Source organism: Pseudoalteromonas sp. SWXJZ10B, assembly GCF_015864475.1.
In the GTDB taxonomy this organism is placed as follows: Bacteria; Pseudomonadota; Gammaproteobacteria; order Enterobacterales; family Alteromonadaceae; genus Pseudoalteromonas; species Pseudoalteromonas arctica.
Window position 1 is genome coordinate 19,376 of sequence record NZ_JADYXD010000024.1, and the last position, 16,992, is coordinate 36,367.

The following is a 16,992-nucleotide window of genomic DNA, read 5'->3' on the forward strand; positions in this document are numbered from 1 at the left end:
AAAAATACGATATATATAATGGTTATTATAACTACGCTTATATTCTCCCTTAATTGGGCATGCTGTTTAAAAGGAGCATTCAATGGCTTTTGATTATGGATCGATTGATCTTGGACTAAAAAACCCCTTCAAACTTGAAGGTAAAGTAACAGCTGTAAGAGGACTCATTGAGTCTATAGCGGGTATTAGTTTACTTGTTATTGCTGCGGGATCAGTAAAAGAAGATACAACCGCTGGATGGATTTTAATGGTGTTTGGCATGCTTATTTTAGCATTCGGCATTCGCTCACTTTCAAGTGGTATTTATGCAACTCTTAAGTATTTTGTAGGCAGAAACCACCCTACTTCACTTGCTTATAACTACAGCAAATCACAAGCATCAACCGCCCAAGAAGAACAAAAAGAAGTAGCCTACACCGCGCAATCACTCGAAGAAATGCTGGTTGGTCGTAAAAACAGTACGTTTAAAGAGCCTAATGGTTTTTTATCACGTTTACTTCACAGCTTAATCCCTAAGTTATTATTCCTACCTTATCCTATTCGTAATGTTGCTCAGCGCTTATTTGGCTCATGGGTAAGTACCCTTGTTGCACTTATTGCTTATGGCCTTGTAGCATTTGTATCTTTATCGGGTTTTACCGGTGAAGCAGGCGAATTAGCATTTCCTGTTTATAGTGCCATATTAATGTTCTACGTGCTTTTTTCGTGGCGCTCTACGGGTAAACCTATTTCTAGAAACGCTGAAAAAAATATTGAAGCACTTGGTACTGGTGCACTCGCTAAAATTATTTCTTTATCTTTTATTCTACCAATCGCTATTGGCCTTTCTATGTCATGGCTGATGAAAGAACAACACATTAGCAAACAAGAAATAGATGGCTGGATTGAGCAACTACCTAGTCTTCATGCTGGCATGTACTTAATTGCGATTATTGTATTAGCCACTCTGAGCTGCGCAATTGCTTTTATTATGATTAAAGCGCGTTTAAATGCAGTTACCCCTTCTGCTGAAGTATCAGAACTACGTGAAAACTGGCAAGAGTCTGTTCATCCAGACGAAATTTTTATAAACCTAGACAATCTAGTAATGGCTAACCGTCGTTATAAAGAAGTACCTAACAGAGTTTATCGCGAATTAGATCCTAAGCTTCAAGAACAAATTGAAGGTAAAGGCGGTTTTAAAGGTGAAATGATCCAAGAGATTCAACCTAAACTGCACTCAATAGACTTAGGTAAAAACTTTACGCTAGCAAGGTTACTTGCTTTAGTAAGTGGTAACTTGCTTTATATTATAGCCTTAGCGTTTACTGTGTTTTTAGCGTATTCGTTTATTAATATTTATCATTACGTTGACGCTGCAAATATTAGTAGCTTTAAACAAGCATTTAATAACCAACATGTTATTCAATTTAGTGAGCTATTAATGACAAGCTTTCACTTATTGCTAATAAGTATACTTATTAAAGCATTTGCGCAATTGCTTACAAATACAGCTCATCTATTTTTTGCTGAAATGCAATTTGAATCACTACTAGTGTACTTTAAATGCGAAGGCACATTTACTGAGTCTAAAATATCAACAGGTACTGGTATTCATGATAGTACCCGCTCAGAAAATACTTTAGTACGCAGTAGCATAACGCCTTGGATTATTGTTTCTCGTGTTATTTCTACTACGTTTGCAGCAACAGGGATGAAAAATCTTGAACATCCTCGCCATATTATGGAAATGCATAAAGACGAAGGACAATTACAAGCAATCAAAAAAGACGTTATCGCGTTCTTGAAAGACCGTGAATCTATCGCCTCAATCACCAGTGAGCGTGATTTAGGTAATGCTTCACAAATACATCAATTAAATCAGCAAACGCGTGCTATACCTACTCAGCAAGCGATAGCTAAAGATGACGAAGAAGCTGCCGGGTATTTAAGACAAGAAGAAAGCTTATCTCCCGAGCCAAAGGGTTAATTAACTTAAACTCTGGATTATTAGTATTAATGCCACCTTGTAAATTAGGTGGCATTTTTTTATCCTTTATTAACCTCTATTCAATACCTTTTAACTTTACTACCTCTTTTATACTCAACAACATGATTAATATTGGATTAGTCCACAAAGCCCTTGCTTTATGTGCCAAAACACAAATAATGAAGTATTAATTACAGGGTAAGAATGAGGACAATGAGCTATATACTAACCACCCAATGTGCTGACGACGTAGGCTTAATAGCTAAAATCACAGGGCTTTGTCATAAAAATAATTTAAATATTACGCGTAACAACGAGTTTGTAGATAAAGACGCACAGCGATTTTTTATGCGCACAGAGCTTACAGGCGAGCCACAAAGCGACTTTTTAGATCAACTACGCGCACTGTTGCCACAAGGCGCTAAACTTGCCCTACATTGCGGTGCAAAAACTAAAGTAGTTTTACTTGCAACTAAAGAAGCCCATTGTTTAGGTGGTATGTTGCTAAAGCAATTTGAACAAACTCTTAATATTGAAGTATTAGCAGTTATTGCTAACTACGCTGATTTAGAGCCTTTAGCAAAAGGGTTTGATGTGCCGTTTCATGTTGTATCGCACGAAGGACTAACTCGTAGCGAGCACGATCAAAAAGTAGGTGATTTAATTGCCAGCTACAACCCTGATATTATTGGTCTTGCCAAATACATGCGTATTTTAAGCCCTGAATTTGTGGGTCGCTTTGAAGGCAAAATAATTAATATTCATCATTCATTTTTACCCGCATTTATAGGTGCTAAACCTTATCATCAAGCATTTGAGCGCGGCGTAAAAATCATTGGTGCTACCGCTCACTTTGTGAATAATGAGCTTGATGAAGGACCTATCATTCTTCAAGACGTAACAAGCGTAACGCACGCTAATACTGCAGAAATGATGGCTAAAATGGGTAAAGATGTAGAGAAAACAGTGTTTTGTAAAGCACTCCAACTTGCATCAGAGCATAAGCTATTTATTAATGGTAATAAAACTGTAGTGTTTTCTTAGCATTGTACCAATTCGCTTAATTAAGTAGTTTATTTTGAGGTAATAAAACAGTGTTGATAACAAGGTATGCATTTTGTTATTAACCTGAATTCTGATTAACTATTCTACACATAAAAATATGCCAGCATTGTTGCTGGCATTTTTTTGCTCATAATTAAGCAAGTGACTTTTTAAATGTAAATTATGCCTGCTCTATTGGCTCGAGTTTTAATTTCGCGGCAATTAAAACGGCTTGGGTACGATTGTACACGCCGAGTTTTCTAAATATGGCTGTAATGTGTGCTTTTACTGTTGCTTCTGATATGTGCAGTTCATAAGCAATTTGCTTATTAAGTAAACCTTCGTGCAGATATTGCAGCACTCGGTATTGTTGAGGTGTTAATGAGGCAACTTGCGCTGCTATTTCTCGGTCTTCACCTTCAATTTCAGCTACTTTGTTTTTTAACTCTTTTGGTAGCCATGTATCGCCTTCAAGTATTTGGTTAATTGCACTGGCAATATCATCAGACGATGACGATTTAGGAATAAAACCCATAGCGCCGTAACCCATTACTTTAGAAACTATATTAGCGTCTTCACTACCCGAAACAACGGCAATAGGTAAGCTTGGGTATTCTTCTCTAATACGAATAAGACCATATAAATCACCATTACCTGGCATGTGAAGGTCTAGCAGTAATATATCAAGATCCTCTTGCTCGCTTAACACTTGCAGTGTGCTGTCAAAATCGGATGATTCAAAAACCTCTAAACCTTCAAATTTTGCGCTCAATGCGCCCTTTAGTGCTTCACGAAATAACGGATGGTCGTCCGCTATTAAAAACTGACTCATGGTTCACTCCTAATAAATTCGGCTGCCAGTTAGGTATAAAACCCTTACTGACAGCCGATATACTACGTTTAGAATCAACTTGTAATCAAGTTTTTAACGCACATTTAACGATTTAATCTGTTCTCGATTAGTTCATCGACTACAGATGGATCTGCAAGCGTTGACGTATCACCGAGTTGTTGGTGCTCATTTGCAGCGATTTTACGTAAAATACGACGCATAATCTTGCCTGAGCGCGTTTTAGGTAAACCTGGAGACCATTGAATCATATCTGGTGATGCTATTGGGCTAAGCTCTTTACGAACCCAGTTACGTACCTCTTTGGTTAACTCATCACTGACTGTTACGCCTTCATTTGGCGTAATGTAAACATAAATACCTTGGCCTTTAATGTCATGCGGGTAACCTACAACTGCAGCTTCTGCAACTGCTGGGTGTGATACAAGAGCACTTTCAATCTCTGCAGTACCTAATCGATGACCAGATACATTAAGCACATCATCTACACGACCTGTGATCCAGTAATAACCATCTTCATCACGACGACAACCATCACCTGTAAAATACACACCTGGGTAGGCACTAAAGTAAGTTTGCTCAAAACGCTCATGATCGTTATAAACCGTTCTCGCTTGTGATGGCCAGCTATCTAAAATAACTAAGTTACCATCTACAGCACCTTCAAGTGTATTACCTTCAGCATCAAATAATGCAGGAGCAATACCAAAAAATGGATGTGTTGCAGAACCTGGTTTTGTATCAGTAGCACCTGGTAATGGCGTGATCATAATGCCACCGGTTTCTGTTTGCCACCACGTATCAACAATCGGGCAATTAGATTTACCAATACTCTCGTAATACCACGTCCACGCTTCAGGATTAATTGGCTCACCAACCGAACCTAAAATACGTAAACTATCGCGATTTGACGAGGCAATTGGCTCATCACCTTTCGCCATTAATGCACGGATTGCTGTAGGCGCAGTATATAAAATAGTAACGCCGTGTTTATCAACAATTTCACCCATGCGCCCAGCTGTTGGGTACGTAGGTACACCTTCAAATAAAACTTGCGTACAACCGTTTACCAGTGGTCCGTATGCAATGTAGCTGTGGCCTGTGATCCAACCTACATCGGCACTACACCAATACACATCGTCTTCTTTTAAATCAAATACGTACTCGTGTGTCATTGATGAGTAAACTAAGTAACCACCTGTGGTATGCACAACACCTTTTGGCTGTCCGGTCGATCCTGACGTATATAAAATAAAGAGCGGATCTTCAGCATTCATTGGCTCTGGCTCACACTGCGCTGGTAAATCAGCAACTAGGTCATGCCACCAAATGTCATGTTCATTCCAATCAACTTCGCCGCCTGTTAATTGATGTACTATAACGTGTTCAATTGAAGTCACAGTATCTTGTGCAACAGCTTCATCAACGTTTGCTTTTAGTGGTACACAATTACCCGCTCTGCGCCCTTCATCTGACGTAATAACAACCTTAGCACCCGAATCTCTAATACGGTCGGCAATCGCTGAAGGTGAAAAGCCACCAAATACAACAGAATGAATAGCACCAATACGTGCACAGGCTTGCATTGCATACACAGCCTGTGGCGTCATAGGCATATAAATCGCTACGCGATCACCTTTTTGCACACCTAACTTTTTTAAGCCATTAGCAAACTTAGCAACTTCATCATGCAGCTGCTGATAAGTAATATTCTCGCTTTGAGATGGACTATCACCTTCCCAAATAAGCGCAACCTTATCGGCTTTGGTTTTTAGATGGCGGTCAATACAATTGTACGAAGCATTTAAATAGCCATCTTCATACCATTTAATATTTATGTGACCTTTGTCGAATGATGTGTTTTTAACTTTAGTGTAAGGAGTAGACCAATCGAGGCGTTTGCCATGCTCACCCCAAAAACCTTCAGGGTCATCAATAGATTGCTTATAAAGCGTATTATATTTATTTTTATCTACAAGAGTCGCATCTTTAATATGCGTCGGAACTGGATAGATACTTTGTGACATCTTCGTCTCCATTAAATTACTTGCCTTAGGCTCTTATCAAGGATTACTCAGCAGTGCCTTATTAAGTATTAGACCTTAGTTGTATTCCTCTTCATTTTGCTCATTTGTAGTTTATAATCCTTCTGCTTTCAATTTTTTTACATAAATAATACAACGCGTTAAATGTAAGTAAATACAAACTTATCTACTCTAAAACCTTAGTCTTATAGACCAATAGGTAATTGAGTAAATATTGCACATATTCAACAGTGTTCGGTACTGTAATAAACGTATTTACTGTAGTACTTACTAAAATCTTTATTTAACGAATGAAAACAATATGTGTATTGAAAAGCTAAATTAACACCCTTTTTATTCGTAAGTAATACTCGTAGCAAGTAATACAACCTTACATGAAAAAAAAAGTAACAAACAACAAGTAGCCTATAAAGGACACCACAATGAAATTTACCCCATTAAAAACATTGGCAGCAAGCGCTGTACTATGTGCACTATCAAGTACTGCATACGCGGCAACTGCTGCAAAAATTGGTGATACCGAATTTACTTACGGTGGATACATTAAACTCGACTCTATGTGGAGTGATTATTCAGCGGGTGCGCCTGCAGGCTCAAACGTAGGCCGCGACTTTTACGTACCAAGTACACTAACAGTTGGCGACGATAACAGCTCAGATGCTGTATTTGACATGCATGCACGTGAATCACGTTTTAACTTTGGTACTTCAACGTTAATGGATAACGGTAAGACCGTAAAAACTAAAATTGAAATTGACTTTCTAGCCTCTGCAACTGGCGGAAATGAACGTGTATCAAACTCTTATGCACCACGTATTCGCCACGCGTTTGTTACTTACGATGGTTGGTTATTTGGTCAAACGTGGTCTAACTTCCAAAATGTAGGCGCACTTGCTGAAACACTTGATTTTGTAGGCCCAGCTGAAGGCACTGTGTTTGTCCGTCAATCGCAAATTAAATATACCACTGGCGCATGGTCTTTCTCATTAGAAAATCCAGAAAGTACAATTTCTACGGCTGGCGGTATGGTAGTTACTGATGATGCATCATTACCTGATTTTACAGCTCGTTATACGCACAAAGCAGATTGGGGTAATGTTGTTGTTGCCGCACTTGCACGTCAACTTACTTATAAGGTAGGCGGTGTTGATGCCGATGAAACATCGTTTGGTGTAAGTGCTTCAGGTAAAATAAACCTTGGTGAAGACAACCTTAAATTTATGCTTACGCAAGGTAAAGGCTTAGGCCGTTACGTAGGCTTAAACGTTGCTCACGGCGCAGTACTTAATGGCGATGAACTAGATGCGATTGACTCAACTTCTGGTTTTGTTGCTTACCAGCACAAATGGACAAGCAAATGGCGCTCCACGTTCTTATACTCATTCTTTAGCGCTGATAACAACACTGATTTATTAGCTATTTCTGGCGATCCGACAGAATCAAGCCAAAGCTACAGCGCAAATATTCTATACTCACCCGTTAAACGTTTAACGTTTGGTGCTGAACTAAAGCATGCTGAACGTGAAACCGAAAATGGCGTAGATGGCGATTTAGACCGTTTACAATTTTCCATTAAATACTCTTTTTAATAGTAAAAACCTAATTAATTTATAAAGCGGCCTAGGCCGCTTTTTTTATAAGTGAAATTAAGCGCCGTTCTATATAATTCGTTAATCCGTACCTATAATCTTTATATATGACCTTAAAATTCAATAAAACAGAATAATTATGGATAAAAACCCAGAAACACGATTGCAAATCAATATCATTTAGATTAAATTGCGCACTTCTTTTTGAACTAACTGGAAAAACTTATGTCGTCCCCTCAAGTTTTGCGTTTATCTAAACTAAGCTTTGCTACTTCTTTAATTTTATCTGGCTATGCATTTGCCGATGAAGCAAATACAAAAGATGAACCTCTAGAAAAAATTGCAGTGTATGGTCAGCATCATAAAAACTACATAACAGAAGAAGCGCAATCAGCCACTAAATTAGGTTTAACAATTAAAGAAACACCACAGTCAATCTCTGTTGTATCACGCGCACTAATGGACGACTTTTCACTAGACGATATAAACTCAGTACTTGAAAGCACGCCAGGCGTAACAGTAGAGCAAATAGAAACCGACCGTACTTACTTTAAAGCTCGTGGTTTTGAAATTACTAACTTTCAAGTTGATGGATTAGGTATTCCACAAAGCTCAGGCTCTATTCAAGGAAGTCTTGATACATCAATTTACGACCGCGTTGAAATTGTGCGTGGCGCTAATGGCTTAATGACCGGCGCGGGTAATCCTTCTGCTACTGTAAATATGGTTTTAAAAAAACCAACATATAACACACAAGCTAATGCGTCTGTGTCATATGGTTCGTGGAATAAAAAACGATTAGATTTAGATGTATCGACCCCTATTAATGAAGAACACGCTGTAAGAGCTGTATTTACAAAACAAAAAGCGGATTCATACTTAGATCGTTACGAAACAGATAAAACAATTATTTACTTAGCCTACGAAGGCAAATTAACCGACAACACATTATTAAGCGTTAACTACGTTAACCAACAAAAAGATGCTGATAGCCCACTTTGGGGGGCACTACCTCTTTATTACACCGACGGCTCACCAACCGACTATGACGAATCAACCAGTACTGCTGCTGATTGGTCTTACTGGGATAACAGTGCAGAGCAAGTATATGTAACGCTTGAACAAAACTTATCAGCAACATGGGTGGCTAGAGCGCGCTATGCTCACATTGAAAACGAGCAAGACTCAGAGCTGTTCTACGTATACGGTACACCAAATAAAGACACTGAGCTTGGTTTAACCGGTTATGCAAGCCGTTATGATTACGAAGATAAGCATGATTTATTTGATCTATATGCCAGTGGTAAATTTGATTTATTTGGTCAAGAGCACGATCTATCATTTGGTGTTAGCCAAGCAAAAATGGATTACACCGAGCAGTCTCTTTACGATTACACCACAGGCAATGGCTTTCCGGCAATGCCATCACTTAAAACGTGGGATGGGGTAATGCCACAAGCAACACTTGCTGATGGCGTAAATGGAAGCAATATAACAAATGAGCAAAAATCAGCTTACATATCAACTCGTATCAGATTAAGTGAACCTTTAAGTGTACTTGCTGGCGTGCGTTATACAGATTGGGAAACAAAAGGTACAGCGTACGGTGTTGCTCAAACACGTAATGACTCTGAGCTAATACCGTACATTGGTACAGTGTACGACTTTAACGAATCTCTATCGGCTTATGCAAGCTATACAGAAACATTTGTACCGCAAAAAGAACTAGATATAAATGCCAATCAACTACCTGCTGTTACTGGTAAAAGTAGCGAAATAGGTGTCAAAGCACAGCTTCTAGACGACCAGTTATTTGTAACGTTTGCTTATTTTGATGCAAAACAAGATGGCCTTGCTGTTGCTATAGCTAACTCATTACCAAGTGATACGCGTTATTATGCAGCTGATGGCATTAGTAGTAATGGTTTTGAAGTAGAGTTAAGTGGTAAATTTACAGATGATTTAAGTGCAAGTATTAGCTTTAGTAATTTAAATATTGATGGTGATGATTTAGTAAAAGATTACACACCAGAAAACCAACTTAAAGTGGCCGCAACCTACCAAGTGCCTTTAGTTGATGGCTTATCATTTGGTGCAAATTACCGCTGGCAGGATTCAACTAGTCGAGTACAAGTTAGCGATGCTAATGGTATTGCAAGTGTTACTACCAACCAAGATGCATACGGGTTACTTGATTTAATGGCCACTTACAAAATTACAGATAACGTAGGAGTCACTTTCAACGTTAATAACACCACAGGTGAAAAATATTTGCACAGCCTATACTGGGAACAAGGTTACTACGGTGCACCGCGTAACTACGCTCTATCTGTAAATTGGCAGTTATAAATATATTTGATTAATTAAAGGCTGTAGATTTTTGCAGGTTAAATTAAAAAACGACACATTTTTAATGTGTCGTTTTTATTTTTATCTAACCTAAACTCTGGTTAAGAGATTTACTAACGTATTGAATCATAGTGGTATTTAAATTTATTTTCTCTAGCCAGAGATTTTCAGTGGAAACAAGGCGAATTTACGCGTCAATAGCTGGCCTATTGTAAGTAAATTCAACGCAGTTAGCGCTGAAAATAGCTGCTCGAGATAGATTTATTATCCAGAGATCAGGTTATCTACTTTAAGTTTTTAATAACAAAAAAACGCTAATCATTACTGATTAACGCTTTTTAAAGCTCGGGTCAAATCAAGCTTAAAAACTCATTTTGAGGCTGTTAAAGATCAGCGTCATCGCCCAACTTATCTTCACCATCATCTGGTTCAATAGTTGCTTTTAATAAAAGCATTTCGCGTAACTTGCCTTCAATCTCATCTGCAATTTCTGGGTTTTCTTTCAAAAACTTAATTGAGTTAGATTTACCTTGGCCAACCTTGTTGCCACAGTAGCTATACCAAGCACCTGCTTTTTCAACAATTTTATGCTTAACGCCTAGGTCAATTAGCTCGCCTTGCTTAGAAATACCTTCACCATACATGATGATAAATTCAGCTTGTTTAAACGGCGGCGCTACTTTGTTTTTAACAATTTTAACGCGAGTTTCGTTACCAACAACTTCATCGCCTTCTTTAACAGAACCAATACGACGAATATCAATACGTACCGATGCGTAAAACTTAAGTGCATTACCACCCGTTGTTGTTTCTGGGTTACCAAACATAACACCAATTTTCATACGGATTTGGTTAATGAAAATACACAACGTGTTAGAGCGTTTAATGTTACCAGTAAGCTTGCGTAATGCTTGCGACATTAAACGTGCTTGTAAGCCCATGTGCGAATCGCCCATATCGCCTTCAATTTCAGCTTTTGGTGTTAGTGCAGCAACCGAGTCAATTACAACAACATCTACTGCGCTTGAGCGTACTAACATGTCACAAATTTCTAGTGCTTGCTCACCTGTATCTGGTTGAGATACAAATAATTCATCTATATTTACACCCAATTTTTGGGCATATACTGGATCTAGAGCATGCTCAGCATCAATAAAGGCACATGTTTTGCCTTCTTTTTGTGCTTCTGCGATAACTTGTAAAGTAAGCGTTGTTTTACCAGATGACTCAGGTCCGTATACTTCAACAATACGTCCCATAGGTAAACCACCTATGCCTAAAGCAATATCAATACCTAATGAGCCTGTAGATACAGATTCAATGTTTAACGCTTTGTTATCACCCAATTTCATAATTGAGCCTTTACCAAATTGACGTTCAATTTGTGATAGTGCTGCGTCCAACGCTTTTTGTTTGTTATCGTTCATTTTATTCTCCAAATCCAGCTAATGGAATCAAGTATACTGTATGAAATCACAGTATCAAGCTAATTTTTTTATTTTATCTCATCTATTACACTTTTCAATGCAAATACAATAGCTTGCAGTCTAACTTGAGCCCTATCGCCAGAGAATACTTGTTTAAAGGTCAGTACTTTGTCATTAATTTGTATGCCAAACCACACAAGTCCCACAGGTTTGCCATCAGTTGCCCCGCCAGGTCCTGCAATACCCGATACAGCTATAGATATATTTGCATTTGTTGCTTTAATAGCACCTAATGCCATTTCACGCACTGTTTGTTCGCTCACAGCACCGTACTTTGCTAATGTGCTTGCACTTACATTTAGCAAATCTTGCTTTGCTTGGTTGCTGTAAGTCACAAATGCGCGGTCAATATAAGCAGAGCTTCCGGGCGTATCTGTAAGGGCATAACTCACTCCGCCACCAGTACATGACTCAGCACTAGTGATCCATAAGCATTTATCCGTTAAAATAGCGCCTAATTGCGCAGCAAGTGTTTTAATCTCTTGATGTAATTCCATATTCAGCCTTTGGGTAAATACATGTCGTTTGATCTTTATGCACCACACACTATAAAACAACAAACCCCTATGATGCAGCAGTATCTAAAAATAAAATCAGAGCATCGCGATATTTTATTGTTTTATCGTATGGGCGATTTTTACGAACTCTTTTTTGATGACGCTAAACGCGCCGCTCAATTACTCGATATTTCGCAAACTCATCGCGGTAAAGCCGGTGGCGATCCTATCCCTATGGCGGGCGTACCTTATCATGCAGTAGAAAACTACCTAGCACGCCTAGTCCAAATGGGTGAATCAGTCGCTATTTGTGAACAAGTGGGTGACCCTGCAACCAGTAAAGGCCCTGTCGATCGAAAAGTTGTTCGTATAGTTACACCTGGTACAATTTCTGATGAAGCGCTTTTACAAGAACGACAAGACAATCTTCTTACTAGCGTTTGGCAAAGTAAAAAAGGTCTGTACGGTATCGCGTACCTTGATATTAACTCTGGTCGCTTTAACGTTGTAGAGGTTAACACCGACGAAGCCTTTAGCTCAACTATTCAGCGCTTAGCTCCGGCAGAACTTCTGTATAGCGAAAGCTTTGAAAACTTTCATTTAATTGAGCATATAAAAGGTGCCCGCCGCCGCCCAGAGTGGGAGTTCGACTTAGATACGGCTCAGCACTTATTATGCGATCAGTTTGGTACTAAAGATTTAGTTGGTTTTGGTGTTGATAAAGCCCACAGCGCGCTTGTTGCTGCCGGTTGTTTAATGCAATACGTAAAAGATACACAACGTATTGCACTGCCACATATTCGTGCAATTACGCTTGAGCACAACGAACACGCTGTTATTTTAGATGCCGCAACCCGTAAAAATTTAGAACTTACCGTTAATTTATCAGGTGGGTTTGAAAATACACTTGCCCAGGTACTTGATAAAACAGCAACACCTATGGGCTCTCGTTTACTTAAGCGCCGTATTCATACACCTGTACGTAATAAAGACGAGCTAAATTCACGCTTAAATGCAATTAGCGCTATTTTAGATGTACAACTGTGCGGTGAATTACACGAATCATTAAAAGAGATTGGTGATGTAGAGCGTGTTATTGCACGCTTAGCTTTATGTACTGCTCGCCCGCGCGATTTAACTCGCCTTCGCAGCGCATTACAAGCACTTGCGCCACTACACACTTTGTTAGGCGATGCTAACGATCCTCGTATAGCGGGTATTATCAAGCACTCGCCTGAGCTCCCTGATTTACAAGAGTTATTAGAACGTGCAGTGATAGAAAATCCACCGGTACTTATTCGTGACGGTGGCGTTATTGCTCCTGGTTACAACAGCGAACTAGATGAGTGGCGTAACTTAAGTAAAGGTGCAACCGATGTACTTGATCAACTAGAGTTACGTGAACGCGAACGCACGGGTATTAGTACGCTTAAAATTGGTTATAACCGAGTACATGGCTTTTTTATTGAAGTAAGCCGCGCCAATGCCCACTTAGTGCCAGCCGACTACATTCGTCGCCAAACGCTCAAAAATAACGAACGCTATATTATTCCTGAGCTTAAAGAGCACGAAGATAAAGTACTTGGTAGCCAATCAAAAGCCTTAGCGCTTGAAAAGCAACTATACGAAGAGCTGTTCAGATTTATCGCTCCACATATTGAACAGCTGCAAATGATGGCAGCAGCACTGGCCGATTTAGACGTGTTAAATAACTTGGCCGAACGTGCATTTGCACTCAATTATGCAAAACCAGAACTGTGCGATAACGACAATATAAGCATTAAGCAAGGTCGTCACCCTGTTGTTGAACAAGTAATGAAAGAACCGTTTATTGCTAACCCTGTTGAATTAAACAGCCAACGTAAAATGTTGATTATTACGGGTCCAAACATGGGCGGTAAATCAACCTATATGCGCCAAACAGCACTTATTGTACTAATGGCTCACATTGGCAGTTATGTACCTGCAGACAGCGCTAAAATAGGTAATATTGATCGCATATTTACACGTATTGGTGCTAGCGATGATTTAGCATCAGGTCGCTCAACCTTCATGGTAGAAATGACCGAAACAGCGACTATTTTAAATAATGCCACGGCGCAGTCTTTGGTATTAATGGATGAAATTGGTCGTGGTACAAGTACCTATGATGGGCTCTCGCTTGCGTATGCAACAGCCGATCATTTAGCGTCAAAAATATCAGCTAAAACATTGTTTGCAACGCACTACTTTGAGTTAACAGAACTTGCTGAACAAACAACAGGTCTGGTAAACGTGCACCTTGATGCAATAGAGCATAACGATACAATCGCCTTTATGCATACAGTTCTCGACGGCGCTGCAAGTAAAAGCTTTGGCTTACAAGTAGCTGCCCTTGCAGGAGTTCCTAAAGCTGTGATTGCACAAGCAAAGCAAAAACTTAAGTTGCTTGAAAATCATCAAAGCGTTACTGCACCAAATACAGAGCAACAAGCCTTTACTTTTAATAACGAAATTGCACAAAGTGCCCCTTCTGAAGTAGAAGAACAATTAAGCGCAATTGACCCTGATAATTTATCGCCACGCCAAGCGCACGATTTATTATATAAACTAAAAGCATTGTTGTAATTTATATCATCTAATTTACAAGCATAAAAAAAGCCGAAGAATAAATTCTTCGGCTTTTTAACACACATAGTCTTTTAAACTATTTAACCAGTTACGAAAACTGATTAAACAAGCTATCTGTACTTAAACCTTCTTGTTGCAAAATGTCTTTTAAGCGACGTAATGCTTCTACCTGAATTTGTCTTACACGTTCACGTGTTAAGCCTATTTCGCGGCCTACATCTTCAAGTGTAGATGGCTCGTAGCCAAGCAATCCAAATCGACGTGCTAACACTTCGCGTTGTTTAGGGTTCAATTCACCTAACCAATCTACAATGTGCTTATTAATATCATTGTTTTGTACTTCGCCTTCAGGGCCAGCACTTTTTTCATCAGGAATGATATCAAGTAAAACACTGTCGTTTTCACCACCAATCGGCATGTCTACTGATGCAATTCTTTCGTTTAAACGTAGCATTTTAGTTACGTCTTCAACGGGTCTATCTAGGCAAGCTGCAATTTCGTCAGCTGTTGGCTCATGGTCAAGTTTTTGAGTTAATTCTCGAGCTGTACGTAAATAAACATTAAGTTCTTTAACTACATGAATAGGTAAGCGAATGGTGCGAGTTTGATTCATAATGGCACGTTCAATTGTTTGACGTATCCACCATGTAGCGTAAGTTGAAAATCTAAAGCCACGCTCAGGGTCAAATTTTTCAACTGCGCGGATTAAACCTAAGTTCCCTTCTTCAATTAAATCGAGTAAAGCCAGGCCGCGGTTGTTGTAACGGCGTGCTATTTTAACAACTAAACGTAGGTTACTTTCAATCATACGTTTGCGTGAGGCTTCACAACCTCTAAGTGATTTACGAGAAAAAAACACTTCTTCTTCTGCACTAAGCAAAGGAGAAAAACCAATTTCGCCTAAATAAAGTTGGGTTGCATCAAGATTTTTAGTGACTTCTTCTTTAGCAAAAATTTCATCATCTTCTACTTTATCTAGTAGAGTTGTGCTTTCATCAGCAGCGATGTCATCGAATTTTTCGTCAGTCGTAGTGTGTGTGTCAAGTTTTGCTGCGCTAGCCATAAGCCTTCTCCCGAGCAATTATCAATACCTAAAAATTAGGGTAGGTATTTAGCAGGATTGACAGCTTGCCCTCGGTAGCGAATTTCAAAACGAAGCGCGGTGACCGGAGACTCTGAATTACCAATTTCTGCTATTTTTTGTCCTGCCTTAACCTTCTGCTTTTCTTTAACAAGTAATTTCGAGTTATGTGCATAAGCACTTAGGTAATCATCATTATGTTTCAATATGATTAAACTACCGTATCCTCGAAGAGCGTTACCCGCGTATACCACTGTTCCTTGTGCCGCAGCTAAGACTGAAGCCCCTTTGCGATTAGTAATCTGTAAACCTTTATAACCGTTTTCCTTATTAGAAAAGCGTTTGGTAATTTTGCCCTTTGCAGGCCAAGACCATTTAACTTTACTGCTCGACAAACGTTTAGTATTACTAACTTTGTTACTGGCTTGTTTCTGAACATACTCTCGTTGTTTTGGGGGATCAAGCTCTTTCTTTAATATTATGTTATTTTTTTGTGTGTTTTTTATAGACTTTTTACTCAAGTTCGTATATTTTTCATCCCTTTTAATTTTTTCAGGCTTAGGGATTAAGGAGATATTTTGCCCAGGAAAAATGGTGTAAGGTGATGGAATTGAGTTGTTTTTTGCTAGTAACCTAAAATCCTGCCCGGCACTAAAAGCGATAGAATAAAGCGTATCTCCTCTTTGCACTTTATAACTACTTCCATTAATGTTAATAGTATGACCTAAATCATTAACATTATTATTTAGGCTGCTAACAGGTGCTGGAATATGGCGAGAAGAACAACCAAAGAGAAAAATACTAATAAATATAGTCACATACAGTAAAAACTGTTTATTCATTGTATTTTTCTCCCAAATTAGACAATTGATATTTTTAACGCTTAACGCAATAAAAAGTACGCTAGTACAATTAATACCACTAATCCCCAACCAAGTATTTCAATATACTGACGTAATTTTGCTTCCATTTTAGCCCCGCCCCACTTCATTAAAGCTGAAACTAAAAAGAAACGTGCACCGCGCCCAATAGCTGATGCGAGTAAAAATGGCAAAAATGCCATTTGCAAAACACCTGCGCCAATTGTAAATACTTTATATGGTATCGGCGAAAAACCAGCTAAAAACACAACCCAAACACCGTAATCTTTAAACCAATTTAACGCGATATCAAACTTTTCTTGCCAGTGCATTTGTGCAATTAATGGCTCAACAACAGGTTCGAATAACCAAAAACCGAGTAAGTAGCCAATTATGCCACCAAAAACCGACGCTATTGTGGCAAAGCTTGCAAAGCGCCATGCTTTTTTAGGTTGCGCAAGCGACATAGGTGCAAGCATTACATCGGGTGGTATTGGAAAAAAAACTGACTCTGCAAAGCTCATTGCAGCTAAATAACGTTCCGCATGACGGTGTTTTGCCCACACTAGGGCCATATCGTATAACTTGGTAAACAACTTCAAAATGAATTC

Annotated in this window: 12 protein-coding genes; 5 read left to right on the top strand and 7 right to left on the bottom strand. The window is 39.0% G+C overall.

What is annotated here, in order from left to right:
* Positions 1 to 82 precede the first annotated feature (82 nt).
* Positions 83 to 1,969: a hypothetical protein gene (locus I6F54_RS16935; protein ID WP_165728458.1), complete on the top strand. Its 1,887-nt coding sequence runs from the start codon at positions 83 to 85 to the stop codon at positions 1,967 to 1,969.
* Positions 1,970 to 2,182: 213 nt separating this feature from the next.
* A complete protein-coding gene (gene purU / locus I6F54_RS16940) occupies positions 2,183 to 3,013 on the top strand; it encodes a formyltetrahydrofolate deformylase (protein WP_007584800.1) in 831 nt (276 codons plus the stop codon).
* A gap of 181 nt (positions 3,014 to 3,194) precedes the next feature.
* On the opposite strand, the gene I6F54_RS16945 is transcribed toward purU, so the two are convergent.
* Complete coding sequence (locus I6F54_RS16945; RefSeq protein WP_007584799.1) at positions 3,195 to 3,845, bottom strand: response regulator transcription factor; 651 nt, start codon at positions 3,843 to 3,845, stop codon at positions 3,195 to 3,197.
* A gap of 104 nt (positions 3,846 to 3,949) precedes the next feature.
* Positions 3,950 to 5,890 (bottom strand): acetate--CoA ligase, encoded by a 1,941-nt coding sequence (gene acs, locus I6F54_RS16950; RefSeq protein ID WP_166420165.1) that lies wholly within the window; start codon positions 5,888 to 5,890, stop codon positions 3,950 to 3,952.
* 440 nt (positions 5,891 to 6,330) lie between these two features.
* Between acs and I6F54_RS16955 the strand changes: the two genes are divergently transcribed.
* Together I6F54_RS16955 and I6F54_RS16960 are read left to right on the top strand one after the other, a co-directional pair.
* A complete protein-coding gene (locus I6F54_RS16955) occupies positions 6,331 to 7,497 on the top strand; it encodes a DcaP family trimeric outer membrane transporter (protein WP_197142419.1) in 1,167 nt (388 codons plus the stop codon).
* Between the two features lie 225 nt (positions 7,498 to 7,722).
* Entirely contained in the window at positions 7,723 to 9,846 is a 2,124-nt protein-coding gene (locus I6F54_RS16960; RefSeq protein WP_165728455.1) for a TonB-dependent siderophore receptor, read from the top strand.
* Positions 9,847 to 10,229: 383 nt separating this feature from the next.
* Here the strand turns inward: I6F54_RS16960 and recA are convergent, their stop codons facing one another.
* Positions 10,230 to 11,273 (bottom strand): recombinase RecA, encoded by a 1,044-nt coding sequence (gene recA / locus I6F54_RS16965; RefSeq protein ID WP_024591486.1) that lies wholly within the window; start codon positions 11,271 to 11,273, stop codon positions 10,230 to 10,232.
* 68 nt (positions 11,274 to 11,341) lie between these two features.
* Positions 11,342 to 11,830, bottom strand: a complete 489-nt coding sequence (locus I6F54_RS16970) for a CinA family protein (protein ID WP_101217726.1) — start codon at positions 11,828 to 11,830, stop codon at positions 11,342 to 11,344.
* 21 nt (positions 11,831 to 11,851) lie between these two features.
* Here I6F54_RS16970 and mutS point away from each other — a divergent pair, with 21 nt between their 5' ends.
* Entirely contained in the window at positions 11,852 to 14,437 is a 2,586-nt protein-coding gene (gene mutS, locus I6F54_RS16975) for a DNA mismatch repair protein MutS (protein ID WP_165728454.1), read from the top strand.
* A 91-nt stretch (positions 14,438 to 14,528) separates the two neighbouring features.
* Here the strand turns inward: mutS and rpoS are convergent, their stop codons facing one another.
* The 3 genes from rpoS to I6F54_RS16990 are packed head-to-tail and all read right to left on the bottom strand — an operon-like array spanning position 14,529 to position 16,983.
* Positions 14,529 to 15,503 (bottom strand): RNA polymerase sigma factor RpoS, encoded by a 975-nt coding sequence (gene rpoS / locus I6F54_RS16980; RefSeq protein WP_149594147.1) that lies wholly within the window; start codon positions 15,501 to 15,503, stop codon positions 14,529 to 14,531.
* 35 nt (positions 15,504 to 15,538) lie between these two features.
* Positions 15,539 to 16,363, bottom strand: coding sequence for a peptidoglycan DD-metalloendopeptidase family protein (locus I6F54_RS16985; RefSeq protein ID WP_165728453.1), 825 nt, complete (start codon positions 16,361 to 16,363; stop codon positions 15,539 to 15,541).
* 41 nt (positions 16,364 to 16,404) lie between these two features.
* The gene (locus I6F54_RS16990; protein ID WP_165740814.1) at positions 16,405 to 16,983 is read right to left on the bottom strand and encodes a YqaA family protein; all 579 of its coding nucleotides are present in this window, start codon (positions 16,981 to 16,983) and stop codon (positions 16,405 to 16,407) included.
* Between the last annotated feature and the right edge of the window lie 9 nt (positions 16,984 to 16,992).

Bases quoted from the DNA above. Each gene is read 5' to 3' on its own strand.
- I6F54_RS16935 (WP_165728458.1), top strand. From the start codon at position 83: ATGGCTTTTGATTATGGATCGATTGATCTTGGACTAAAAAACCCCTTC.
- purU (WP_007584800.1), top strand. From the start codon at position 2,183: ATGAGCTATATACTAACCACCCAATGTGCTGACGACGTAGGCTTAATA.
- I6F54_RS16945 (WP_007584799.1), bottom strand. From the start codon at position 3,845: ATGAGTCAGTTTTTAATAGCGGACGACCATCCGTTATTTCGTGAAGCA.
- acs (WP_166420165.1), bottom strand. From the start codon at position 5,890: ATGTCACAAAGTATCTATCCAGTTCCGACGCATATTAAAGATGCGACT.
- I6F54_RS16955 (WP_197142419.1), top strand. From the start codon at position 6,331: ATGAAATTTACCCCATTAAAAACATTGGCAGCAAGCGCTGTACTATGT.
- I6F54_RS16960 (WP_165728455.1), top strand. From the start codon at position 7,723: ATGTCGTCCCCTCAAGTTTTGCGTTTATCTAAACTAAGCTTTGCTACT.
- recA (WP_024591486.1), bottom strand. From the start codon at position 11,273: ATGAACGATAACAAACAAAAAGCGTTGGACGCAGCACTATCACAAATT.
- I6F54_RS16970 (WP_101217726.1), bottom strand. From the start codon at position 11,830: ATGGAATTACATCAAGAGATTAAAACACTTGCTGCGCAATTAGGCGCT.
- mutS (WP_165728454.1), top strand. From the start codon at position 11,852: ATGTCGTTTGATCTTTATGCACCACACACTATAAAACAACAAACCCCT.
- rpoS (WP_149594147.1), bottom strand. From the start codon at position 15,503: ATGGCTAGCGCAGCAAAACTTGACACACACACTACGACTGACGAAAAA.
- I6F54_RS16985 (WP_165728453.1), bottom strand. From the start codon at position 16,363: ATGAATAAACAGTTTTTACTGTATGTGACTATATTTATTAGTATTTTT.